This window comes from Marinobacter sp. Arc7-DN-1, assembly GCF_003441595.1.
In the GTDB taxonomy this organism is placed as follows: domain Bacteria; phylum Pseudomonadota; class Gammaproteobacteria; order Pseudomonadales; family Oleiphilaceae; genus Marinobacter; species Marinobacter metalliresistant.
On record NZ_CP031848.1, the window covers coordinates 3,252,605 to 3,275,127 of the forward strand.

The 22,523-nt window shown below is 58.4% G+C and carries 21 protein-coding genes and 1 tRNA gene; 7 read left to right on the forward strand and 15 right to left on the reverse strand.

Features of this window, described 5'->3' with window-relative positions; all coding sequences use genetic code 11:
- The first annotated feature begins 4 nt into the window (after window positions 1–4).
- From D0851_RS15290 to D0851_RS15300, 3 genes are all read left to right on the forward strand, one after another.
- Entirely contained in the window at window positions 5–868 is an 864-nt protein-coding gene (locus D0851_RS15290) for a hypothetical protein (protein ID WP_117619424.1), read from the forward strand.
- 544 nt (window positions 869–1,412) lie between these two features.
- Window positions 1,413–1,715 carry a DUF1778 domain-containing protein gene (locus D0851_RS15295; RefSeq protein ID WP_106672860.1) on the forward strand — a complete coding sequence of 101 codons (303 nt, stop codon included), beginning with the start codon at window positions 1,413–1,415 and terminating at the stop codon, window positions 1,713–1,715.
- A complete protein-coding gene (locus tag D0851_RS15300; RefSeq protein WP_117619425.1) occupies window positions 1,687–2,217 on the forward strand; it encodes a GNAT family N-acetyltransferase in 531 nt (176 codons plus the stop codon). The genes D0851_RS15295 and D0851_RS15300 overlap by 29 nt, the downstream gene beginning before the upstream one ends.
- A 264-nt stretch (window positions 2,218–2,481) precedes the next feature.
- Here the strand turns inward: D0851_RS15300 and D0851_RS15305 are convergent.
- The 4 genes from D0851_RS15305 to rpsU all read right to left on the reverse strand — a co-directional run bounded on the left by D0851_RS15305 (window position 2,482) and on the right by rpsU (window position 6,736).
- Window positions 2,482–2,558: transfer RNA gene (locus D0851_RS15305), tRNA-Ile, on the reverse strand.
- A 99-nt stretch (window positions 2,559–2,657) separates the two neighbouring features.
- Window positions 2,658–4,508: an RNA polymerase sigma factor RpoD gene (gene rpoD, locus D0851_RS15310; RefSeq protein ID WP_117619426.1), complete on the reverse strand. Its 1,851-nt coding sequence runs from the start codon at window positions 4,506–4,508 to the stop codon at window positions 2,658–2,660.
- A 134-nt stretch (window positions 4,509–4,642) separates the two neighbouring features.
- On the reverse strand, window positions 4,643–6,373 hold the full coding sequence (gene dnaG / locus D0851_RS15315; protein ID WP_117619427.1) for a DNA primase: 1,731 nt from the start codon (window positions 6,371–6,373) through the stop codon (window positions 4,643–4,645).
- Window positions 6,374–6,520: 147 nt separating this feature from the next.
- Window positions 6,521–6,736 (reverse strand): 30S ribosomal protein S21, encoded by a 216-nt coding sequence (gene rpsU / locus D0851_RS15320; RefSeq protein WP_007153483.1) that lies wholly within the window; start codon window positions 6,734–6,736, stop codon window positions 6,521–6,523.
- Between the two features lie 252 nt (window positions 6,737–6,988).
- On the opposite strand from rpsU, the gene tsaD reads away from it, so the two are divergent.
- Window positions 6,989–8,044: a tRNA (adenosine(37)-N6)-threonylcarbamoyltransferase complex transferase subunit TsaD gene (tsaD, locus tag D0851_RS15325; protein ID WP_117619428.1), complete on the forward strand. Its 1,056-nt coding sequence runs from the start codon at window positions 6,989–6,991 to the stop codon at window positions 8,042–8,044.
- Window positions 8,045–8,059: 15 nt separating this feature from the next.
- Here tsaD and plsY read toward each other — a convergent pair whose 3' ends face one another.
- Window positions 8,060–8,650: a glycerol-3-phosphate 1-O-acyltransferase PlsY gene (gene plsY, locus D0851_RS15330; protein WP_117620429.1), complete on the reverse strand. Its 591-nt coding sequence runs from the start codon at window positions 8,648–8,650 to the stop codon at window positions 8,060–8,062.
- A gap of 140 nt (window positions 8,651–8,790) precedes the next feature.
- On the opposite strand from plsY, the gene D0851_RS15335 reads away from it, so the two are divergent.
- Both D0851_RS15335 and folK (D0851_RS15340) read left to right on the forward strand, forming a co-directional pair.
- On the forward strand, window positions 8,791–9,147 hold the full coding sequence (locus D0851_RS15335) for a dihydroneopterin aldolase (RefSeq protein WP_117619429.1): 357 nt from the start codon (window positions 8,791–8,793) through the stop codon (window positions 9,145–9,147).
- A complete protein-coding gene (folK, locus tag D0851_RS15340; protein ID WP_117619430.1) occupies window positions 9,147–9,674 on the forward strand; it encodes a 2-amino-4-hydroxy-6-hydroxymethyldihydropteridine diphosphokinase in 528 nt (175 codons plus the stop codon). The genes D0851_RS15335 and folK (D0851_RS15340) overlap by 1 nt, the downstream gene beginning before the upstream one ends.
- Here folK (D0851_RS15340) and pgi read toward each other — a convergent pair.
- The 10 genes from pgi to dksA form a co-directional block, all read right to left on the reverse strand.
- A complete protein-coding gene (pgi, locus tag D0851_RS15345; protein WP_117619431.1) occupies window positions 9,654–11,318 on the reverse strand; it encodes a glucose-6-phosphate isomerase in 1,665 nt (554 codons plus the stop codon). The genes folK (D0851_RS15340) and pgi overlap by 21 nt on opposite strands.
- Window positions 11,319–11,340: 22 nt before the next feature.
- Entirely contained in the window at window positions 11,341–12,189 is an 849-nt protein-coding gene (gene panC, locus D0851_RS15350) for a pantoate--beta-alanine ligase (RefSeq protein WP_117619432.1), read from the reverse strand.
- Entirely contained in the window at window positions 12,186–12,980 is a 795-nt protein-coding gene (panB, locus tag D0851_RS15355; RefSeq protein ID WP_117619433.1) for a 3-methyl-2-oxobutanoate hydroxymethyltransferase, read from the reverse strand. Before panB ends, panC begins: the two co-directional genes overlap by 4 nt.
- A gap of 60 nt (window positions 12,981–13,040) precedes the next feature.
- Window positions 13,041–13,538 (reverse strand): 2-amino-4-hydroxy-6-hydroxymethyldihydropteridine diphosphokinase, encoded by a 498-nt coding sequence (gene folK / locus D0851_RS15360; RefSeq protein WP_117619434.1) that lies wholly within the window; start codon window positions 13,536–13,538, stop codon window positions 13,041–13,043.
- Window positions 13,535–14,866: a polynucleotide adenylyltransferase PcnB gene (pcnB, locus tag D0851_RS15365; protein ID WP_205422346.1), complete on the reverse strand. Its 1,332-nt coding sequence runs from the start codon at window positions 14,864–14,866 to the stop codon at window positions 13,535–13,537. The genes folK (D0851_RS15360) and pcnB overlap by 4 nt, the downstream gene beginning before the upstream one ends.
- 729 nt (window positions 14,867–15,595) lie before the next feature.
- Window positions 15,596–16,999: a sigma-54-dependent transcriptional regulator gene (locus tag D0851_RS15375; RefSeq protein ID WP_117619436.1), complete on the reverse strand. Its 1,404-nt coding sequence runs from the start codon at window positions 16,997–16,999 to the stop codon at window positions 15,596–15,598.
- A gap of 7 nt (window positions 17,000–17,006) precedes the next feature.
- A complete protein-coding gene (locus D0851_RS15380; protein WP_117619437.1) occupies window positions 17,007–19,982 on the reverse strand; it encodes a sensor histidine kinase in 2,976 nt (991 codons plus the stop codon).
- Window positions 19,972–20,148, reverse strand: coding sequence for a hypothetical protein (locus D0851_RS20250; RefSeq protein ID WP_007153470.1), 177 nt, complete (start codon window positions 20,146–20,148; stop codon window positions 19,972–19,974). The genes D0851_RS15380 and D0851_RS20250 overlap by 11 nt, the downstream gene beginning before the upstream one ends.
- A 50-nt stretch (window positions 20,149–20,198) precedes the next feature.
- Window positions 20,199–21,071 carry a tRNA glutamyl-Q(34) synthetase GluQRS gene (gene gluQRS / locus D0851_RS15385; protein WP_117619438.1) on the reverse strand — a complete coding sequence of 291 codons (873 nt, stop codon included), beginning with the start codon at window positions 21,069–21,071 and terminating at the stop codon, window positions 20,199–20,201.
- Window positions 21,072–21,133: 62 nt separating this feature from the next.
- Window positions 21,134–21,574 carry an RNA polymerase-binding protein DksA gene (dksA, locus tag D0851_RS15390; protein WP_117619439.1) on the reverse strand — a complete coding sequence of 147 codons (441 nt, stop codon included), beginning with the start codon at window positions 21,572–21,574 and terminating at the stop codon, window positions 21,134–21,136.
- Between the two features lie 179 nt (window positions 21,575–21,753).
- Here dksA and sfsA point away from each other — a divergent pair, with 179 nt between their 5' ends.
- On the forward strand, window positions 21,754–22,485 hold the full coding sequence (gene sfsA, locus D0851_RS15395; RefSeq protein ID WP_117619440.1) for a DNA/RNA nuclease SfsA: 732 nt from the start codon (window positions 21,754–21,756) through the stop codon (window positions 22,483–22,485).
- Window positions 22,486–22,523: the final 38 nt, after the last annotated feature.

The window sequence follows — 22,523 nt, forward strand, 5'->3', positions numbered from 1 at the left end:
TGCAATGAGGCAAATGTCACCGGCACTCTCAGTAATCTCTATCTTTTCTGTGCTATTGAGTGGCTGCGGCACCGTGCCTTCAGCCCAAGTGGATATCGAACCCTTGCCATTGGCTAATCAAGATGCGGTATACACGCGGGGCTTACCGATGCTGAGAAGCGTTGGTGAGAGCGCGACGGTGATCGTATCGCCGATTGAAACACCGCGAAGGCAAGCCTATCGAAACAGTTTTTGGGTTTGGATAGAAAACAACTCATTTGAACGCTCGTTTAATTTTGAAATAGGTGACGTACACGTCCGTTACAACAATGCCAATTCAAAAGTTCTTTCCTACACAGAAGCCAAGAACGAGGCTTATGCGGAAATGCGAGACCGCAAAACTCTTGCGGCGTTGGCATACAGTTCCCAGGCACTAAGTGCTGACCAAACCGCCACCTCCCAAGTGAGTAGGATCGGTGGGCCTTCAGTTCAGATTTATGAGCCAGCCAAGGCACAGCAGATACGCGTTCAGGCAGCGGATCAGCTTGAGTCAAATAGGCTTAAATCTGAATCAAAATTTCAATCAAAAGTCGAGGCGCTTGAGAGCTACGTAAGGCGGGAGACAATCACTCCTGGCGAGTCATTCGGTGGCTATTTCCATTTCAATATCAATAACTTTCAATACAATAAAAGCAATGACCTAACCATAACTGTGAACGCTGGAGGAGAGAGTCATCAATTTCATTTTCGAGAGTTCAATCACGGGCTCAACCCGGCAAAATTAAATTCAGCCGCCCCATCGGAAGATCCTCAATCTGGTGAGAAAGGTGATGCTAGAAATATTTTTGAGGGAAACTTTTTTAACGGACGTAAACTTTGGGGCTCATAATTTGATACACGTTGCTATGATCGAGTTGTGGCCCGAGTTCCCTTCGACGGAGGGGCAGGGATTGCAGCCATACGGCAATCCCATTTCAAGGATACTTGGTGTGCCAGGCGTCAAGGGGCCGAGTCCTCGCTTTCGGTATGCGACAACTGGGGGCTGTATCAACACCTTGGCCACAAACGGGTCTTCTGATTGCACCCAATACGGGATGCCGTCTGGCGATGTAGCCATATTCAACTGGCCAAGCGAAAACAGCCTTGGCTAGGCAGGTAAGCGTTGCGGATCCTACAACTTTGATCTCTATCTCCGAGTCGTCAAGCGCCTCTAAAACGCAGTTCTCGGACTCGGATCCGAATGTTCGCTTTGCGACCTTTGTGCAGCTGAGCACCTTATAAATTGCATGTGCCAAATTGGCACACCCAAGTTGATTAAGGCAATTAAGTATGCCAACATGGCACACGTAGATTGGGTCCGTCGAATCACTTTTTATCAAGGAAGAGGGTTTTCTTGGGTTCCAGTCGAGCCTATCCCACCATCGGTGAAGAATATGATGAACACACAAGGTAAAGACACTCGCTTGGTCGCCCGTGTCGATGAAGAAACGCAGAGACTTATTGCTCATGCAGCAGAGTTAACGGGCCGCAGCTTGAGTCAGTTCCTGATCTACGCTGCAAAGAAAGAAGCACAAGAGGCCGAGCGTCAGGCGCTACAAATTCAGGTTTCCCGGCAAAGTGCTGATCTTATGCTGGAGCTACTGGATAACCCTGAGCCGATTAACCCAAAGCTTCGAGAAGCTGCACTCAACCACAGGAAGTTGGCTGGTGACTTTAAGAACCGAAGAAATCAGTAAAAAACACAATCGGCGAAAGTTTGACTGCGGTAAACCTGCACTCAACGAGTTCTTAAAGAAAATTGCCCGGCAAAGCAGCCAGAAGATGGCGACACGGACTTATGTACTGATTGAAGATGAGGTCGACCCGACGGAGATCCTCGGTTATTACACTCTTCTTCCCAGCACCGTTGTCTTCCCCCAGGGGCATCCCCTGCAAAAGCGGTTTCCGTCGGATCCGCCGGTTTACCGGCTGGCACGGCTTGCGGTTGATAACTCCGTGAAAGGATACGGATTAGGAGCATACCTGCTGATCGAGTGCCTGAGGCGGGTTGTTGATGCGTCGATTTCAGTTGGAGGTATAGGCTGTGCGGTAGATGCCAAAGACGACGACTCAAAAAGATTCTACGAAAAGTTTGGGTTCGTTGCTATTGATGCCGTTGAGGGTGACTCTTTAGCTCTTTGGCTACCTTTTGAACAATGTCTCGAAGCAGTCGAACTCTCACAGACAAGTGGACAGTAGTCGGGTTCTGCCCCGTTACTGCGGATCTCTCTAAAAAGAGGCGGAATTTCTCCCGGGGGAAAGTGTTGGTCTATCCGCCTGAACGTTCGCTTTGCGACCTATCTGCCAATCTACGGTGTCAGTCTCCGGTCACGTTGTGGCGACATGACCCGAATTATGGTTTCAAAATGAGGCGGCCAAAACTGCTAACGTAAGTCACCATAATGTGGCCGTTCCGGCCAATTTATGCTGACATGACCAATGAGTGGTAAGGAGGCTGGCAAATGGTGGGCCCAGCAGGACTCGAACCTGCGACCAAGGGATTATGAGTCCCCTGCTCTAACCAACTGAGCTATAGGCCCATTCAGCGAACGCTGTTTGGAAAGGTGTTTCCGGAGGGGGGAAACAAAGCGGGCGCCATTATACCGGTGAGGTGTGGCGCCCGCTACTGTTTGCGGGAATTATCCCTGATTACCCTGGTCGTCGATAAAGCCACGCAGGTGATCGGAGCGTGACGGGTGACGCAGTTTGCGCAGTGCCTTGGCTTCGATCTGACGGATACGTTCCCGGGTAACGTCGAACTGTTTGCCGACTTCTTCCAGGGTGTGGTCAGTGTTCATCTCGATGCCAAAGCGCATCCGCAATACCTTGGACTCGCGGGCTGTGAGCCCGGCCAGTACGGAGCGGGTGGCCTCGCGCAGGCCTTCGGCGGTAGCGGAATCCACCGGGGAGAGGGCCTGGATATCTTCGATGAAGTCGCCCAGGTGGCTGTCTTCGTCATCGCCGATCGGAGTTTCCATGGAGATCGGCTCTTTCGCAATCTTCAGCACCTTGCGGATCTTGTCCTCGGGCATTTCCATGCGTTCGCCAAGCTCTTCCGGCGTGGGCTCCCGGCCCATCTCCTGCAGCATCTGGCGGGAGATGCGGTTGAGCTTGTTGATGGTCTCAATCATGTGCACCGGAATACGAATGGTGCGGGCCTGGTCCGCGATGGAGCGGGTGATGGCCTGGCGAATCCACCAGGTGGCGTAGGTGGAGAACTTGTAGCCGCGGCGGTACTCAAACTTGTCTACGGCCTTCATCAGGCCGATATTGCCTTCCTGGATCAGGTCCAGGAACTGCAGGCCGCGGTTGGTGTACTTCTTGGCGATGGAAATAACCAGTCGCAGGTTGGCCTCGACCATTTCCTTCTTGGCACGGCGGGCCTTGGCTTCGCCAATGGAGACGCGGCGGTTGATTTCCTTGATGTCGGCGACATCCAGATCCACTTCGTTCTGCACGTTCTGGATCCGCTTCTGGAGGCGAACAATCTCGTCAATGCGCTCCGAAATCGGCGCTGCGTAAGGCTTCTTGCTTTTGGCGATCTTGTCGGCCCAGTCCAGGTTGACCTCGTTGCCAGGGAAGGATTTGATGAAATCCTTGCGCGGCATTTTGCAGTCACGCACGCAGATCTGCATGATCGCCCGCTCGTTCTCGCGCACGAGATCATTGGTGGAGCGAACCACGTTGACCAGTTCATCGAATGCCTTGTTGGCCAGCTTGAACGGCGCGAACACCTGGCCCAGCTCGTTCAGGGCTTGCTGGGTTTTCTTGTCGGAACGGCCGTGCTTGGCCAGTGCCTTGTTGGCGGCATTCAGCTTTTCGTTGAGCAGTTCGAACCGGAGACGGGTTTCTTCCGGATCGGGTCCGTTATCGGTTTCTTCCTCGTTTGAGGAATCGTCGTCATCGTCGGAGGATGAGCCGGAATCGTCCGAGCTATCGGTGGTGGTGTCCTCGCCCATGAACGGCTCGGCATCGTCCGGGTCCAGAAAACCGGTTACCACGTCGCTGATGCGGCCTTCGTTCTCGATAATGCGGTCGTAGGCCTGGCTAACGGTGCCGGTGATGCCGGGAAAGTGCGCGACGGCAGCCATGACATCGCGGATACCTTCCTCGATACGCTTGGCGATGACGATTTCGCCTTCACGGGTCAGCAGTTCCACAGTGCCCATTTCCCGCATGTACATGCGGACCGGGTCTGTGGTTCGGCCGGCGTCGGATTCTACGGCAGCCAGCGCGGCGGCGGCTTCGGCGGCAGCGGCTTCGTCGGCCGTGGAATCGCCATCGGTCATCAGAAGCGTGTCTGCGTCCGGTGCAACTTCAGACACCTGAATGCCCATGTCGTTGATCATGCGAATGATGTCTTCGACCTGATCCGGGTCAGCGATGTCTTCCGGGAGGTGGTCGTTTACCTCGGCGTAAGTCAGGTAACCTTGTTCCTTGCCTCGTGCAATGAGGTCTTTCAAACGTGATTTTTGCGAATTGCCTGACATAGACACCCTGTGAACTCGCTTTTCAGAAGGAAAAAAGTGAAACAGCCATTATAGCTGTCGCTCGGTTGCTCTGCCACCAAGGAGCCGCGGCTTCATGGTTAGATGGTGATCAGTGCATCAAGTTTCAAGTGCTGTTAGTCCCGGGTTCCACCACTCAGGGCTCTCAGCTCCTGCCGCTCCTCGGTTGTGAGGCTTGACAGGTTTCGTAACAGTGTTGCCAGTCGCAGCTGGCGCGATGCTTCCTCGTTCGGGCTTAGAAGCTCCCTCGCGGCGGCCAGCGTGCTTTCCCGCGCCGGAATGTGCTCGATCCCGTCAAACAGGTGGTAAAACCGCTCCCGGGCTGTGTTGTCCAGTGCCAGTCCGCGAACCAGTGCTTTTCGATCCCGGACGGCCTTCTCCAGAATCCAGCTTGCAAAATTACGGGCCTGGTTAAACTGTCTGGAGCCGCTGGCCAGCTCTGTTACTTCGGTGGCCAGATCCGGCGCCTCCAGCAGGGCAAGGCAGAGAATGCTGTCCTTGCTGAGTTTTACGTCGATGCGCTCTTCGGTAACCCGGTCCCTTCGCTCGCCGTTCCACCTGCCTTTTTGTTGTCCGTGCTGCCGGTTTTGCCACGGATTGCGCCCGCCGCAGAGGCGGAGCATTTCATGCCACATGGCATCCCGGAGGGTGCTTCTTGGCATCTTGTTGAGCATTGGCTCAACCCGGGCCCTCAGTTCGCCCCGGTGTTCTGGCAACTGCAGATCCAGGCCTTCGCTCTGCCGGTCAAACAGGTACCGGGACATGGGTGTGGCGCCGTCAATGCGCTTCTGGAAGGCCTCGGGGCCTTCCTTTCGCACCAGTGTGTCCGGGTCCTCACCCTGTGGCAGCATCAGAAACTGCAGGTGGAGGCCGTCGGCCATCAGTTCCAGCGCATTTTCCATGGCCCGGTCAGCGGCCCGGAAGCCGGCCTGGTCTCCGTCGAAGCAGAACACAATGTGTCTGACCTGTCTCAGCAGGGCCGTCAGGCTGTCCTGATTCGTCGCCGTGCCCAGGGTTGCAACGGCATAATGAATGCCGTGCTGGGCGAGGGCGATAACGTCCATATAGCCTTCAACCACGAGTAATTTGTCGAGCTGCCGGATTGCCTGCCTGGCCTCAAACAGTCCGTATATCTCGCGGCTCTTATGAAAGACATCCGACTCCGGGGAGTTGATGTATTTCGCCTTGTCGTCACCCAGTGTACGACCGCCAAAGGCGACTGTTTTGCCCCGGCTGTTGCGAATCGGGAACATGACCCGGTTCCGGAACAGGTCCCTGGGCCGGCCGTATTTGTCGGAAACCGTGCCGGTCTCGATCAGCGGGCCCTGGAGGTCTCTGTTCGCCGCATCGTACAGGGCGGTACCGGTTGAGGGTGCGTAACCCACCTGGTATTGCTCTACGATGGTGCTGTCCAGGCCTCGCTGCTTCAGGTAGTCCCGGGCATAGGCGCCCTGCTGGCCCTGCAGCGCTGAGTGATAGAAGCGGCTGGCAAAATCCAGAGCGTCTGTCAGTGTTCGGGCCTGCTGGATTTCCTGTTTCGCAGCCCGGTCATAGGGCACTTCCAGTCCGACCCGTTTGGCCAGTTCTTCAACTGCTTCGGTAAAACCCAGTCCGTCGAACTCCCTGACAAAACTGATGGCGTCGCCATGAGCTCCGCACCCGAAGCAGTGGTAAAAGCCCTTATCCGGCCGGACATTGAACGAGGGTGTTTTCTCGTCGTGGAACGGGCAGCAGGCCTTGTAATTGGCGCCGGCTTTCTTGAGTGTAATGCGTGAACCGATCAGTTCCGCCAGATCTATGCGGTCCAGCAGGTTTTCAACAAACTGTTGAGGGATCAGTCCGCTCATGGAGGCTCCACATCAGGCCGTCATCGGAATTGGCCAATAGCCAAAAATGCCGCCGAAGCCAAGCCTCGGCGGCATTTTTGAGTCGCTCTGTGCAGCCTGCGGCTGTACAGGCAATCAGTGCTTTGCAGTCAAGCGGCGTCGGAAAACTTAGTACAGACGCTCGAACTTGCGCTGTTCCCGCTGAAGCTTCTTGAGATGACGCTTAACGGCAGCGGCTGCTTTGCGCTTACGAACAGCGGTCGGCTTCTCGTAGTGCTCACGACGACGCACTTCAGAAAGTACACCTGCTTTTTCGCAGGAACGCTTGAAGCGACGCAGTGCTACGTCAAACGGTTCATTCTCTTTCACTTTAACAGCTGGCATTCGAAAATCACCTACCTGATAGATTCGGTTTCAATTTTGTCCGCCTGGCATGGCCAGATCGGTTCTCGATCCCTGGTCAGATTGGCTAAAACTCGACCAGTGCATAATTTAGGGCGGCAATGATAGCGCCTGGCTTATGGCGAGGTCAATGTTTGTTCGATGAATCTGCCAGTGGGTTTCGGGTTTCTGCTAAAATGCGCCTCGTTTTCAATTCTGCCAATCCATTTCTGCTAACCAATGTGGCCAGACACTATGCTGATACTTGGTATTGAAACCTCCTGTGATGAAACCGGCGTTGCACTGTACGACACCGAGCAGGGCCTGCTGGGCCACGCACTGTTCAGCCAGATAGCCATGCATGCGGATTACGGCGGTGTGGTGCCCGAGCTGGCTTCCCGGGACCACGTCCGCAAGCTCCTGCCACTGTGTGATCAGGTGCTGGCGGATGCCGGGCGAAGCCGCACCGATATAGAGGGCATTGCCTACACCGCGGGCCCCGGGCTGGTGGGCGCGCTTATGGTGGGTGGCGCTGTGGCTCATGCGCTGGGCTTTGCCCTGGGCATTCCCGTGCTGGGTGTGCATCACATGGAGGGGCATCTGCTGGCGCCCATGTTAGAGGACAATCCGCCCGCATTTCCTTTTGTGGCCTTGCTGGTTTCCGGCGGGCACACGCAGTTGGTGCGGGTCGATGGCATAGGTGCGTATGAAATGCTGGGTGAGTCGGTGGACGATGCCGCCGGTGAAGCCTTCGATAAAACCGCCAAGATGCTCGGCCTGGATTATCCGGGTGGCCCCCGGGTGGCGGCACTCGCCGAGAAAGGCACTGAAGGGCGCTACCGGTTTCCGAGGCCAATGACCGACCGGCCCGGGCTGGATTTCAGTTTCAGTGGCCTGAAAACCTTTACCCTCAATACCGTGAATGCTGCCCGGGATTCCGGTGGGCTGGATGACCAGACCCGGGCGGATATTGCTCTGGCTTTTGAGGCGGCTGTGGTGGACACCCTGACCATCAAATGCCGCCGGGCTCTGGAGCAGACCGGCTGCAAGCGCCTGGTTATCGCAGGGGGCGTCAGTGCCAACCGGCGTTTGCGTGCCGGCCTGGAAAAAATGGCGACCAAACGGAAAGCGGATGTCTTTTATGCCCGCCCGGAGTTCTGTACCGATAACGGTGCCATGATTGCCTATGCCGGCGCCCAACGCCTCAAGGCGGGCCAGCAGGATGGCGAGCGGATCCTTGCGGTGCCCCGGTGGCCGATGAATAGGTTACCGCCGATCAGTGAGCCTAGGTCTGCAGGGCTGGTTGACTGATCTCTCGACGGAGCTTTAGAGGCCAGCCTCCCGGCCCTGTGTGAGCCGGATCAGGTTGTTGCGGTGGCGAACCACGATCAGGATAGCCAGCAGGCCAAACAGGGGCAGGGTTTCCGGCTCGATAAACGCGCTGATAAGCGGCCCGCTGATGATGGCCAGCAGCGAGGCGAGGGCTGAAATTCGCCAGCGCCAGATCACCAGCGTCCAGATGGCAGCCATCACCAGCGTGGTTACCGGCGCCAGGGCAAGACCGGCACCGAGCGCGGTTGCCACGCCTTTGCCGCCCTGAAACCGGTAGAACACCGGGATCATGTGGCCGGTCACTGCGCACAGCGCCACGATAGCCTGAACCATCACCGAGAGGCCGGCAGCGTGAGCCAGCCAGACCGGGAGCCAACCCTTGGCGGCGTCGAGTGCGAGCGTCATCAGGGCTGGCGGCCAGCCTCCGGTGCGGTAAACGTTGGTTGCGCCCGGATTGCCGGAGCCCTGGGTCCTGGGATCCGGTAGCTTCCAGAGCCGGCACACTGGCAGTGCGAACAGCACTGAGCCGGCCATATAAGCGGCGGCATAGAGCAGAACGGTTAATACCGGGTCACTGGGAATCATGCTGTGGGCTCGGAAGCGAAGACGTATCTGGTCATTGTGTGCGAAAATGCCGGCCCTGAAAACGCCGGCCAGCTTGCTCACAATATCCCCTGGTTGTGCGTTATTCAATCACGAACGAGTGGAAGAGTCCGGGAGCCCCCTTGGCAGACAGCGTATTTATCGAAGGCCTGGTTGTGGAGACAGTGGTCGGTGTCTACGACTGGGAACGGGAAGTCACCCAGAGCCTGGTCATCGACCTGGAGATGGCCTGGGATAATCGGGTGCCTGGCCGTTCCGATGATGTTGCCGACGCTCTGGATTACGCCACAGTCAGTCGTCGGATCGGGACCTGTCTGAAAGAACTCAGGCCAAAGCTGCTTGAACACGGCGCCGAGGTCCTGGCCGGGGTTCTGCAGGCAGAATTTGGCGTAATCTGGCTCAGGCTGGCCATACGTAAACCGGGTGCCGTGCCCGGCGCGAAGGCCGTGGGCGTGTGCATCGAAAGGGGGTCGCGGTAATGTCGGGTCCCGTCCGGGTCTACCTCAGTATTGGCAGCAATGTAGACCGGGAGCGATACGTTATCGCCGCGCTTGATGCCCTGCATGAATGGTTTGGTGAACTGAGTGTCTCACCGGTGTATGACAGTGAGGCCGTAGGGTTTGATGGCTCCCCGTTCCTGAATCTGGTCGTGGGTGTCGACACGGTACTGCCGGTTGCCGAGCTGTCCCGGCGCTTCAAGCAACTTGAGGCGGACAATGGCCGGCGCAGGGATGTCCCGAAGTTCAGTGCCCGAACCCTGGATCTGGACATTCTGACCTACGGCGACGTTGTCGGGCGGGTTGATGGTGTTGAGCTGCCACGGGGCGAAATCCTCAAGAATGCCTTTGTTCTTCGACCCCTGGCAGACATTGCGCCGGAAGCCGTGCATCCGGTGTGCGGTAAAGCCTATGGCCAACTGTGGCGTCAATACAACACCGGCCAGAAACTCTGGCCGGTGGATTTCAGCTGGCAGGGGCGGCAGATATCAAGAGCGGTCGCTGGCTGAGCGAAACAGCTCGATGAGGTGGTCGGTGGAGCTGTCGCTGTCCTGGTCGCCGGTGTCCTGGCCAAGCAAGCGAGGCAGAATGCTTTTGCCGAGCTGTTTGCCCAGTTCCACCCCCCACTGATCAAACGAATCCACATCCCAGATCACTCCTTGCACGAAGGTCCGGTGTTCGTAGAGCGCGATGAGTGCGCCGACGGTTTCCGGGGTTGCCTTCTCCATCGTCAGGGTGTTGCTCGGTTTGTTGCCCGCAATCACTTTGTGGGGGGCAAGCTGCTCAATCTCTGCGTCGGAGTGCTTTTCCGCCGCCAGTTCTGCCCTGGCTTCTTCCAGGGATTTGCCGGCCATCATGGCTCTGGACTGGCTGAGGCAATTGGCAAACAGGTCCGCATGATGGGTGGCAACGGGATTGTGAGTGGTCAGGGGAATGATGAAGTCCGCCGGAATCAGGCGGGTGCCCTGGTGAATCAGCTGATGGTAAGCGTGCTGGCCGTTGGCGCCAACCCCGCCCCAGATGACCGGCCCGGACTGCCAGGCCAGAGCCTCGCCGCCCTGGGTCACGCTCTTGCCGTTGCTCTCCATATCCAGCTGCTGGAGATGGTCCGGCAGGCTGCGCAGGTAGTGATCGTAGGGCAGGATGGCGTGGGTTTCGGCGCCCCAGAAATTGTTGTACCAGACCCCGAGCATCGCCATGACTACCGGCAGGTTCTGGTGCAGTGGCGCCTCCCGGAAGTGCTGGTCCATAGCGTGGGCGCCGGCCAACAGAGCCCGGAAGTTGGCCATGCCGACGGTGAAGGCGATGGGCAATCCGATGGCGGACCAGAGGGAGTAACGGCCTCCGACCCAGTCCCACATGGGAAAGACGTTGTCCGGATCGATTCCGAAAGTCCGTGCTGCCGGCACGTTGGCCGTAACGGCCATGAAGTGCCTGGAAATCGCCTGTTCGTCGCCGCAGTGGTCGAGCAACCACTGGCGCGCCACCTTGCTGTTTTCCAGGGTCTCCTGGGTCCGGAAGGATTTGGACTGGATCAGAAACAGAGTGGTTTCCGGATTCACCTGCCGGAGGGTTTCACAGATTTCGGTGCCGTCGATGTTGGCCACGTAATGGCACGGTACGCCAGACTGTCCGTAGGGCTGGAGTGCCTCGCCCACCAGCTTGGGCCCGAGATAGGAGCCGCCGATACCGATGCTTACGACGTCAGTAAAGGGTTTGCCGGTGTATCCGGTGCGGCTGCCGCTCAGCACGCCGTCTACCAGCGTTTCCATCCGTGCCAGGGTGCGCTGTACCTCGGCAACGACGTCCTGGCCGTTCACCATGATGGCCTCCGTGCCCGGATTGCGAAGCGCCGTATGCAGGGCGGGGCGGTCCTCGGTGACGTTCACGCGGTCACCCCGCAGCAGTGCCTCGCGCCGGGCTTCCAGGTTGCAGCTGCTTGCCAGTGCCAGCAGTGCCTCAAGCACCTCGTCGGTGAGCCGGTTCTTGGAGAAATCCAGGGACAGTCCCGCCGCCTCGATAAAGTAGCGCTTTGCCCGCTCGGGATCCTGTCTGAAGAGATCCGTCATGGCAATGCCGTCCAGACGTTCCCTGTGTTCCTTCAGTGTCTGCCATTCGGGTTTCGAGGTCAGTACTGCCGGATTTGCGGACATCAGAGTCTCCTTTTCTGTGGGCCTATCGGGTTACGGACAGGTTATCAATCAAACGGGTCGTGCCGAGGAAGGCCGCCGCCAGGAGAGTGATCTCCTGATCATCCGGGGTGGCCGGCTTAAGGGTCTGGCTATTCACGATGTTGAAATAATCCGGACGCAGCCCGGCCTTGCCCAGGCTTTGCTCAGCTTCGCTTTCCAGAGCCTGGAAGTCTGTACGACCATCGGCGATTTTTCCGGCCGTGGCCTGCAGGGTCTGGTACACAACCGGAGCGATTTTCCGTTCATCAGGTGTGAGGTAGCCATTTCGGGAGCTTTTCGCCAGACCATCGTCCTCCCGAACGGTGGGCGCCCCAACGACATCGACAGGCATCATCAGATCGCGGACCATTTTCCGGATGACGGCGAGTTGCTGGAAGTCCTTCTCGCCAAACACCGCAAGGTCCGGCTGAACCATGTTGAACAGCATGGTCACCACCGTTGCAACGCCTTCAAAGTGACCGGGCCGGCTGGCGCCGCAGTGGCCATCGCTGACATCCGGTACAACCACCTGGGTCTGTTTTGCCAGCCCTTCCGGATACACTTCGTCCAGGGTAGGGGCGAATACCAGAGTGTTGCCGGCCGAAGCGAGCTTATCCTGATCTTCAGCCAGGGTTCTCGGGTACTTGTCCAGATCTTCGCCGGCTCCGAACTGCATTGGATTGACAAAGATGCTGGTAACCACAACATCGGCCATCTCGGCAGCTTTTCGGACCAGGGAAACGTGGCCCTCGTGCAGATTTCCCATGGTTGGCACCAGGCCGATGGTTTTACCCCGCCCGCGGTAGCCGCGAAGGATGGTCCTCAGTTCTTTCAGGGAATGTATGGTTCTCATGCCTTGAACGTATGCTCCTCAGCGGGGAATGTGCGCTCGCCGACGGCGTTCACATAGGCCTCAATCGCCTCCTGTACCGAATGCGTCTCGGCCAGGAAGTTTTTCACGAACCTCGGTTTGCGGCCGGTGGTGATGCCGAGCATGTCATGCAGTACCAGGACCTGGCCGTCGGTATCCGAGCCCGCACCAATGCCAATTACCGGAGCCCTGACGGCCTGGGAGATTCGTGCGGCCAGCGGCGCCGGAACACATTCCAGCAGAATGAGGTCGGCGCCGGCTGACTCCAGTTCGCAGGCATGTTCGATCATCATCTCCGCTGCCTTTTCGTCACGGCCCTGTACCTTGTAGCCGCCAAACTTGTTGACGAACTGCGGTGTCAGGCCCAGGTGTGCACACACGGGCACGCCGCGTTCGCTCAGGGCGGCGATGGTGTCTTTCATCCAGTCGGTGCCTTCGAGTTTCACCATGTGGGCGCCGGCGCGCATCAGTTCCGCGGCGTTCTCCAGGGCGGCCTCAACGGTTCCGTAACTCATGAACGGCATGTCCGCCATGATCAGGGAACCGCGGTTACCCTTGGCGACACAGCTGACGTGGTACACCATCTGGTCCATGGTCACCGGCAGAGTGCTGTCGTGGCCCTGCAGCACCATGCCAAGGGAATCGCCAATCAGAATAACGTGAACGCCCGCTTCGCTGACGACCTGGGAGAAGGTGGCGTCGTAGGAGGTAAGGGCTGCGAAGGCTTTGCCCTTCTGCTTGAATTCACGCAGGGTATTGATGGTAACAGCCATAGAATCCTTGCCTTTTGGGTGGATGGGCCTAGACCGGGCCGGGGTACCGGCGCTGAAGTGTTAAGGGTAATCCGCGGGTGGAAGCTTGCGCAAGCGGTTGTCCGGGCATTGGCGGCGCAGAGCGGCAACGGGTGTTCCGTCCGGCAATGTCAGGCCTGGGTTCAGGTCCAGTAAGGGCTGGAGGGCAAAGTCGCGGTTTGGCAGTTCCCTGTGGGGTACGGTAAGCCGTTCATCATCCAGTGTCCGGTCCCCAAACAGCAGCAGATCCAGGTCGAGGGTTCGGGGCCCCCAGTGCCGGAGCCGTTCCCGGCCGTGGGCCTGCTCGATTGACTGTAGCTGGTCCAGCAATTGATGGGGGGGCAGCGATGTTTTCAGCCACACAGCGCCGTTGACAAAGTCTGGCTGGTCCTGCGGGCCGACGGGCCGGCTCGCATAAAAGGCTGATTGGGCCACGAGGGTGGTGTCCGGCAGGGCAGCCAGTTCGGAAACGGCCCGGGCGAGCTGGACGACAGGCGCTTCGAGATTGCTGCCCAGCCCGATGAACGCATCGGTCATCATTGCTGTGGCGGTCTTTGAACCGGTTTGCGGCGGCGTTTGCGCTTTTTCGGCGCGTCGCTGGCCAGTTCGGATAGCATCCGCTCCTGGCGCCGCTCATCCGCTTGCTGGAACTCGGTCCACCATTGGCCCAGACCTGGCTCAATCTCGCCAGAATCCTCCCGGACCAGCAGGAAATCGTAGGCAGCCCGGAACCGGGGATGCGTCATGGTGACAAAGGCCCGCTTGCCCTGGCGGCGAGGCAGGCGCATCTGGAGTTCCCAGATTTCCTTCATGGGCCCCGAGAAGCGTTTGGGAATTGAGGTTGCCTGCACCTGCCGGCCGATCACCTTGCCGATGGCGCCATGCAGTGCGGGTTGAACCGGGTCGCCGTTGTCCTGTCTGCGATGCCATTCCGCCTGGAGCGCCGGCCAGAGCATGGCGGCAAACAGGAAGTAGGGGGTGACCGATTTGCCCTGGGCAATACGGGCGTCGGTATTCCGTAGAGCCTGGCGGATCAGTTCATCCGGTTCGCCGGCCTCTATGGCCCTGACGGTTTCAGGAAACAGTGGCTCGAGCAGGTTGTAACGGGTTAACAGATCGTAGGTGGCCTCGCCGTGACCAGCGGAAAACAGCTTGAGCACTTCATCAAACAGCCGGGCAGAAGGGATATGACTCAGTAACGGAGCCAGCTCTTTTATCGGAGCTTCGGTTTCCGGTTCGATATCAAACCCGAGCTTGGCGGCAAACCGGATGGCCCGGAGCATACGAACCGGATCTTCCCGGTAACGGGTTTCCGGGTCGCCAATCAGGCGCAGTTGCCGGTTACGCAAATCTTCTATGCCGTTGGCGAAATCAATGATGGTGAAGTCGCGAATGCAGTAGTACAGGGCGTTTACTGTAAAGTCCCGGCGCAGGGCGTCCTCTTCCTGATTGCCGTAGACATTGTCCCGGAGCAGTAGCCCATGTTCGCTGGTTCTGCGATCGTCATCATCGGCGTCGGTATCGGCTTCTGTGGCGTTGCCCCGGAAGGTGGTTACCTCGATGACTTCCCGGCCAAACACCACGTGAACAATTCGGAACCTGCGGCCGATCAGCCGGGAGTTGCGGAACAGATCGTGTACTTCTTCCGGCGTGGCGTTGGTGGCGATGTCGAAATCCTTGGGCTTTCCACCCAGCAGGATGTCTCTGACGCCGCCACCGACCAGGTAGGCTTCATAGCCTGACTTATTCAGGCGATGCAGGACCTTCTTGGCGGGCTCACTGATTACCGAGCGGGAGACGTTGTGCTGGTCCCGGGGGATTTCCCGCCGCTGGTAGATGAGGGCTTTCTTTTTTCCGTTGCCGGACATGAATGAACGGAATTTACCGACCGATTGCTCGACGAGTGTGAAAATTGATTTAGGCATTGAAATCCGTGGCCGCGATGAGCAAAAACCGAGAGTTTAACGGTTTGAGCAGGATTTGCACACGTCTGCCGTGGATTACAGTTCCGGTGCCCAGAAAATCAAAAGGCGGATCCGTTTACACGAATCCGCCCTGAAAGCGTTGACGATCTGCATTGTTTTTGTTTTTGCCGGGATTTTTCTTCGTTTTTGTACCCCACTGTCTATCCCCAAATCTGGGGCATATCAACAGTGCAAACGGAAAGCTTTGAATACACAGAGCAGCCAGAGACATCGGGCGGGTTTGGAGTAGCTGCAGCGTCACCTGTAAGGCAATTCTTCTCTGCATCTACAACTCGCACGTGCCGTGGGGCCACTAAAAAGCAAAGTACCCAAAACACTCAGTTCGCTCACGTCCTGTTTTTGTTTTTGTTACCGAACGTTTTTCCGCAGCTTTTTGTTTTTGTTGTGGCGCTGCTTTGTCACTCTTGTTTTTGTTGTTGTGCGCTTAATAGTCTGCAGTCCGTGTGCCAGTTTTTTTATTTCTTTTATTAACAATGCCTTACGATTTTGTAGGCTATAAGTGTTACCCCGTATCTGACCTAAGTGTTACTGAGATCACGTTACTCCTGAGGGGGAGTGTTACCGAGAGGAACAAAGAGTAACAACTGAGTTTCCGTTCACACTATTCTGGTTTCAGTTTCCTGAGGGTTTTTTCCGCGGGATCCCAAGGCGCTGGCGACGTTCCCACAGGGATTTCCGGCTGATCCCCAGTTTCTGGGCCAGCTCGGTCTCGCTCATGCGGTCCTGGTTCTCGAGAACAAAGTGCTGGAAGTAGTCTTCCAGGGAAAGGTCGTTGGCTGAATCTGCTTCCCGGGTCCGGGTTTGCTCATTGTTGCCTTCCACCAGCGTTTCCGGGATGTACTCGTCGCCACCTTCACTGTCGAGGTCCAGTAGTGCCGGAGTAATAACATCGCCATCACAGAGGATGGTGGCCCGCTCAATGGCATTTTCCAGTTCCCGCACGTTACCTGGCCAGCGGTGGCGTTCGAGAGCCCGCATGGCCTCAGGGCTGAGATTGAGGTTGGGTTTGCCCATTTTCTCACCCTGGCGCTTCAGGAAGCGGCGGGCCAGGCCGAGAATGTCGCTCTGACGTTCCCGTAACGGCGGAATCCGGATCTGCATGACATTCAGCCGGTAATAAAGGTCTTCCCGGAACTCGCCCGTGCGTGTCATGGCTTTCAGGTTCCGGTGGGTAGCCGCAATCATCCGCACGTTTACCTTTCGGCTCTGAGTGGAGCCAACCTTGCGGATCTCGCTCTCCTGCAGCACCCGTAGCAGACGGGCCTGGGCTTCTGCGGGTAATTCACCGATTTCATCCAGGAACAGGCTGCCGCCATCGGCCGCTTCGATCAGGCCCGTCCTCGCTGAAACCGCACCGGTAAAGGCACCCTTCTCATGGCCGAACAGTTCCGATTCAATCAGGCTTTCCGGAATCGCCGCACAATTCACCGAAATTAACGGCTTGGTGGCGCGCGGGCTCATCAGGTGAAGGGCGCGGGCGGCCAGCTCCTTGCCGGTACCGGATTGCCCCTGAATCAGCACGGTGGTTTCTGTGGGCGCAACCTTGCGGATCAGGGTAAACACGCGCTGCATGGGGTCGCAATCGCCGAACATGATGTTGGCGGGGTCGCTGCTTTCGGGTATTTCGGCGGTGGCGGCGGGTTCACCGCCAGTGTTCTGGCCAGACGGTTTTCGAGCCAGAATGTTCTCTACGGCAGCCAGCATTTCGTCGTGGTCGAACGGTTTGGCGATGTATTCAACGGCGCCCATTTTCATGGAATCCACGGCCGAGCGAAGGCTGGCGTAGCTGGTCATGATCAGCACCGGGGTGTTCGGCGCCCGGTTGATCAGCTCGGTGCCGGCAGCACCGGGCAGGCGAAGATCGGAGATGATCAGGTCAAACTGGTCCGGTTCGTGGTTCTGCTCGGCTTCTTCGACAGATGAGGCATCGGCGACTTCATAGCCGGCATGCTGCAGCAGCTTGCGTACTGCTGAGCGAATAATGTCTTCGTCTTCCACGATCAGAATTCGAGGCATAACAGTCTCAAGACCTTTGGTTCTGGCTGATGGTAGTGTTGCCGGTTTCGGTTTCGGTTTCGGATTCGTAGGCTGGCAATCTCAGCCGTACGCAGGTGCCCCTGCCTGTTTCTGCATTGGCGGGGCTCTCAACCTGAATGTTGCCGTAGTGTTCTTCAATAATGCTGTACACCAGCGATAAGCCAAGGCCGGTACCTTTATTCGGTGCCTTGGTGGTGTAAAACGGCTCAAAGATATGATCAAGCTGGTCTCCGGGGATGCCCGGGCCCTCATCGGCGACCTCGATAATAGCGGAGTAGCCGTCACCCTTTCCACTGATCAGGACGGTGCCACCTTCAGGGGATGCGTCCCGGGCGTTGGCCAACAGGTTGACGAACACCTGAACCAGGCGTTGTTCATCCCCGAGGATCTGCAGCGACGGTGGGCAGTCATTGATGTAATGGATGCCCAGCCCCTTGTCGCTGAGTGACAGCAGATTGATCGATTCCTCGACACACCGATGTATCGTTACGGGCTCGTACCGGTTCGCCTGGGCGTGATTGCCGGTCCGGGCGAAGTTCATCAGCGATTGCAGGATGGCAGAAATGCGCCGGGTCTGTTGCTGGATCTGTTCAGCCGTGTCCAGAATATCCGGGTTGTCTGTTTCCAGCTTCAGGTTCTGGGCCAGCGAGGAAATGCCGGTAACCGGATTCCCGATCTCATGGGCAACGCCTGCTGCGAGCCTGCCCACCGAGGCCAGCCGCTCACTGTGCATGAGCTCGTCCTCCAGCAGGCGGGTCTCAGTCTGGTCTTCCACCAGGATGATACTGCCACCTTCGGTGTGATCCGGCCCGCTCAGGGCGGCCTTGTGCAGGTTCAGCCAGTGTGGTTTGCCACGGAGGTCCAGTCGGTGTTTGTAACGGTGCAGATCTTCACCCCGATTGAACCCCTCCAGCAACAGGTGCCAATGTTCGGGCAGTGCCATCAGCCGGGCACCGACCACGTCGTCGGCTGTGATGCCGGTGAGTTCCTCCATGGTGTGGTTCCACATCAGGATCTCGCCATCTTCGCCCACCGAGCAGGCGGGAATGGGCAGGTTCTGCAAGGTTTGCCGGTAATGCCGGCGCAGGTTGTCGAGTTCTCCGGCCAGCCCGGTCAGCCGGTTCTGGTAATCGCCGAGGGCGCGTTCGACATACCGGATGTCCTGGGCGGTACCGCCCTGGGCCATGGGTTTGAAGCCCAGATGACGCTTGACCATGTCCCGGGCAACGGCGGGCCCGAGCAGGCCGGACAGGTTGATCTCAACCTGATCCCGGAGCCTTCGGAGCTGGTAGGGCCGGTACTCTATGTTCGGCAGCTTCAGCTGGGCGAGCGCCCGCTCCACTTCCCGTCGGGCCACCCCATAGCCCAGGGGCTCCGCCAGTTGCCGGACGAAATCGCTGGAAGAGGTGGCCAGCAGTTCCCGTCGTTGGGGGCGGGAGAGGGCGCCCAGCGAGCATGCCTGGGCGGCACTGGCCTCCTCGCTGGTGCTGGTGCTGAGTACCGAGATGAGGGCAAAGACGGTGATATTGGCCGTCAGACTCACGAAGGTGAAGATGTGCCAGTTGCTGTAATCCGGAATCAGCGGGGCGTCGAACCAGGCCAGTAAATTGGCGGTATGAGAGAAGGGCAGGACCAGGGTGACGACCCAGATTGCCAGCCCGACAAGCAGACCGGCGATGAGTCCTCGCCGGTTGCCCTCTGGCCAGTAAATCACGCCAAGGGCGCCGGGCAGCAATTGGAGGGTGCCGGACAGCGAAATGGCACCGAGAATGGACAGGTCAAGATTTTTGCCGATGGTCTCGTGGAACAGCAACGCCAGGAGAATAATCACCGCGATGAGCAGCCGTTTGATCCACTGCAGCCAGCGATAGATGTCGCCCTGGTCTTTCGGGGTTTTCAGTGGCAGCACCACGTGGTTCAGGGCCATGCCCGCCAGTGCCAGTGTGCTGACGATCATCAGGCCGCTGGCCGCTGACAGGCCGGCAATGTACATCAGCAGTGTGAGCGTGGGGCTGTCCAGGGCCTGAGGGGCACCAATGGCGAAGAACCCTGGCCCTGTTGTCACCGCCAGTTCCTGACCGCCCCACAGAATAAGGGGGACTGGCAGGCCAAGCAGCAACAGGTAAAGTGGCAGGCCCCAACTGGCCTTCGCCAGGGCTTTGGGGGAGGGGTTTTCGCTGAAGGTCATGTGGTACATGTGCGGAAGCACCAGCGCCCCGGCAAACGACATCAGCATCAGTGCCCGCCAGCTACCGTCGTCAATGCTGAGCGTCATGGTGGCGGCCGCGGAGGATCTGTTGTCGAGCCAGTGTTCCAGGCCGTCCATGCCATCGAAGACCCCGAACAGAATGACACCGCCGAGCACCAGTAACGCCACCAGTTTGATCAGCGAATCGAAAGCGATGGCCAGAACCAGGCCCTGATGATTCTCGGAGTTCTGGTCCCGGCGAGCTCCGAACAGCATGGCGAACAACACCACGATGAGGCTGAACATCACACTGATCAGCTTGGGTGAGGTATCCGGTGCCAGGATGCTGGCCGATGTGACCACGGCCTGAATCTGCATGCTCAGCAGTGCCAGAATGGCGCCGCCGGAGCACAGGGTTGCCAGGGTGCCCGCCCACTGGCTGCGGTACCGGTAGGCAAACAGGTCTGCGAGGGAAGTAAGCTGGTAGGCGCGACCGATCCGCATGACAGGGTTCAGGAGCACGGGCGCCAGCAGGAAGGCGCCACTGATGCCCAGATAATAGGCCAGGAAGCCGTAGCCGGATTCCGCCGCCATGCCAACGGCCCCGTAAACCGCCCAGATACCTGCGTACACGCCCAGGCTGAGGATGTAGACCAGGGGATGGCGGACCCATTGGCGCGGCAGCATGCCACGCTCGGTCACCCAGGCAATACCGAATAGCAGGACCAGGTAGAGCAGGCTGGCGAGCAGCAGGCCAGAGGCACTAAAACTCATTGGGATCCCGCCGCCATTCCAGCCAGAAACCGATGGCAATCAGCCCGGCCCAGATAACATACGGGCTATACCAGGCGTTTCCCGGCGAAGTCCACCAGTCGAGGATGTTGGGCGAAAAAATATAGATGGCCAGTACCAACAGGAAGACCAGACGGTAGATATACATCAGGCATGCTATCCGCGCTGAGGTGTGAGAAGGGCTTTATACCATGTCCCTCACCGGGATGTCAGGGGGATGGCGCCCCGTTGCCAGTTCGCCTGGCCCCAGTCCAGCAGGGTTTCCGGTGGGCCTTTTGCTAGCGCTTCCGGTGGGTTCTGGCCGAGGGCGACCAGTGCCCTGAACAGGTTTTGTCCGGGCGTGTTGTCGTCCAGGGCCGGCGCATGGGTCTGCTTGCTGAGTTTCTGGCCCGCTTCGTTGAGAACGACCGGAATGTGCAGCCAGCGCGGTGGCCTGGCACCAAGCGCCCGGTAAATCTGTTGTTGTTGGGCGGTCATTTCCAGCAGGTCCGAGCCGCGGACCACATCTGAAATGCCCTGGTCAATGTCATCAACCACCACCGCAAGCTGGTAGGCGTAGAACCCTTCCTTGCGGAGAATGACCGGGTCATCCAGTTCTGCTCTTACGATCTGGTGTTGTGGGCCCAGCAGCAGATCCTGCCAGTGGCAGTCCTCGTCTGTCAGGGCAAAGCGAATGGAAAAAGGGCGGTCGCCGGTTACGGCCTTGCCGCTGCGGCATTGATTGGGGTGGCGCCCCTCGTTGGCCTGGAGTTCCTTTCGCGAGCAGGGGCAACGGTAGCCGTCCCCCTGTTCCATTAGCCGGGCAATGGCGGTCTGGTAGGCGTTGTGCCGCCGGGACTGGAACCGGACTGGTTCATCGGGAAACAGGCCGTGGGCGTCGAGGCTGGAGAGGATCTGTCCGGTTGCTTCCGGAGGTTCCCGCAGGGGGTCAAGGTCTTCAACGCGGATAAGCCATTGGCCACCCTGGTTGCGGGCTTCCAGGAAGCTGGCGAGTGCGGTTACCAGCGAGCCGAAATGCAATGGGCCGGTCGGAGAAGGCGCGAACCGGCCGCGGTACCGGGGATTGGTCATGGCAGTCAGTCAGCCGGCCTTGCTGTAAGGGGCACAAAGCCGGCGGCTGTCGAATGGCTGATTCAGATACCGGTCTGGCGTTCGCGAATCTCGGCCAGGGTTTTGCAGTCGATGCACAAGGTGGCCGTCGGGCGGGCCTCCAGTCGGCGGATGCCAATTTCCACGCCACACTGGTCACAGAAACCGTAGTCGTCCTTGTCGATGCGGTCGATGGTCTGGTCAATTTTCTTGATCAGTTTCCGCTCGCGGTCACGGGTACGCAGTTCCAGGCTGAATTCCTCTTCCTGGGTTGCGCGATCACTCGGATCCGCGTAGTTTGCCGCGTCTTCCTGCATGTGATGCATGGTGCGGTCAACTTCTTCCATCAGTTCCTGCTTCCACTGCAGCAGCAGATCCTTGAAGTGCTGAAGCATCTCAGCACTCATGTACTCTTCACCCTTCTTCATTTCGTAGGGGGTGAAGTTGGTAAAACGTTCGCGTGGTTGTTGTGCAGTATTTGCCATTGCACCCGGCCTCTTGTTTGTACTTCACAAGAACGCTTTGCTTCACTCCGCGTGAGCCCCCGTGGCTGCGCGGTTGTATCCTGGATGAAGCATTCGTCCTGAAACGGGAATTTGCGGAAAATAGCAGATTAGTCTCGGGGGTGCCAGCCTTGTGACATCTACTTTTGTACGGAGATCACATGAAGTTTCCAGAACCTTTGTTTGAAGGCCGTCTTATCCGCCGCTACAAACGCTTTCTGGCGGATGTACGGCTCCCGGACGGCACCGAGGTCACCGCCCACTGCCCGAACACCGGCTCCATGCTGGGCTGCCAGCCTGACAACGCCCGGGTGTGGCTCAGTCGCAGCGACAACCCCAGGCGCAAACTTCCATACACCTGGGAATTGGTGGAAACCTCGCCCGGGCAGCTGGCCTGCGTGAACACCGCCCGGCCCAATGCTCAGGCCCGGGCGGCCGTACAGGCCGGAACGGTGGTGGAATTGTCCGGCTACCCGGAGTGCCGGGCCGAAGTAAAATACGGCTCGGAGAAAAGCCGGATCGATCTGTTGCTTTCCGGTCATGGGAAGGCGGCCGATGCATGGGTGGAGGTGAAAAATGTCACGCTGGCGGAAAACGGCCAGGGCTTTTTCCCGGATGCGGTCACCGAGCGCGGCCAGAAACACCTTCGCGAGCTGATGGCGCAGGTACAGCAGGGCGATCGCGCTGTCCTGTTTTTCGTCGTCAATCACACCGGTATCGAAACGGTTCGTCCGGCGGACCACATTGACCGGAAATACGGCGAGCTGCTGCGCGAGGCCTGCGATGCGGGCGTGGAAGTGATCGCCTACCGCGCTGACCTGAGTCGGGGCAATGGCAATCCAACGGGCCTCCTGACCCTCACCGACTCGGTGCCGGTTATTCTGGAAGTCTGATTTTGAACTGACCGTCCCGCTCCCGGGCCTTTTCCCGG

Coding starts and splice junctions, on each gene's coding strand:
- D0851_RS15290 (WP_117619424.1), top strand. CDS start 5: ATGAGGCAAATGTCACCGGCACTCTCAGTAATCTCTATCTTTTCTGTG.
- D0851_RS15295 (WP_106672860.1), top strand. CDS start 1,413: ATGATGAACACACAAGGTAAAGACACTCGCTTGGTCGCCCGTGTCGAT.
- rpoD (WP_117619426.1), bottom strand. CDS start 4,508: ATGTCAGGCAATTCGCAAAAATCACGTTTGAAAGACCTCATTGCACGA.
- dnaG (WP_117619427.1), bottom strand. CDS start 6,373: ATGAGCGGACTGATCCCTCAACAGTTTGTTGAAAACCTGCTGGACCGC.
- rpsU (WP_007153483.1), bottom strand. CDS start 6,736: ATGCCAGCTGTTAAAGTGAAAGAGAATGAACCGTTTGACGTAGCACTG.
- tsaD (WP_117619428.1), top strand. CDS start 6,989: ATGCTGATACTTGGTATTGAAACCTCCTGTGATGAAACCGGCGTTGCA.
- plsY (WP_117620429.1), bottom strand. CDS start 8,650: ATGATTCCCAGTGACCCGGTATTAACCGTTCTGCTCTATGCCGCCGCT.
- folK (WP_117619430.1), top strand. CDS start 9,147: ATGTCGGGTCCCGTCCGGGTCTACCTCAGTATTGGCAGCAATGTAGAC.
- pgi (WP_117619431.1), bottom strand. CDS start 11,318: ATGTCCGCAAATCCGGCAGTACTGACCTCGAAACCCGAATGGCAGACA.
- panC (WP_117619432.1), bottom strand. CDS start 12,189: ATGAGAACCATACATTCCCTGAAAGAACTGAGGACCATCCTTCGCGGC.
- panB (WP_117619433.1), bottom strand. CDS start 12,980: ATGGCTGTTACCATCAATACCCTGCGTGAATTCAAGCAGAAGGGCAAA.
- folK (WP_117619434.1), bottom strand. CDS start 13,538: ATGATGACCGATGCGTTCATCGGGCTGGGCAGCAATCTCGAAGCGCCT.
- pcnB (WP_205422346.1), bottom strand. CDS start 14,866: ATGTCCGGCAACGGAAAAAAGAAAGCCCTCATCTACCAGCGGCGGGAA.
- D0851_RS15375 (WP_117619436.1), bottom strand. CDS start 16,999: ATGCCTCGAATTCTGATCGTGGAAGACGAAGACATTATTCGCTCAGCA.
- D0851_RS15380 (WP_117619437.1), bottom strand. CDS start 19,982: ATGAGTTTTAGTGCCTCTGGCCTGCTGCTCGCCAGCCTGCTCTACCTG.
- D0851_RS20250 (WP_007153470.1), bottom strand. CDS start 20,148: ATGTATATCTACCGTCTGGTCTTCCTGTTGGTACTGGCCATCTATATT.
- gluQRS (WP_117619438.1), bottom strand. CDS start 21,071: ATGACCAATCCCCGGTACCGCGGCCGGTTCGCGCCTTCTCCGACCGGC.
- dksA (WP_117619439.1), bottom strand. CDS start 21,574: ATGGCAAATACTGCACAACAACCACGCGAACGTTTTACCAACTTCACC.
- sfsA (WP_117619440.1), top strand. CDS start 21,754: ATGAAGTTTCCAGAACCTTTGTTTGAAGGCCGTCTTATCCGCCGCTAC.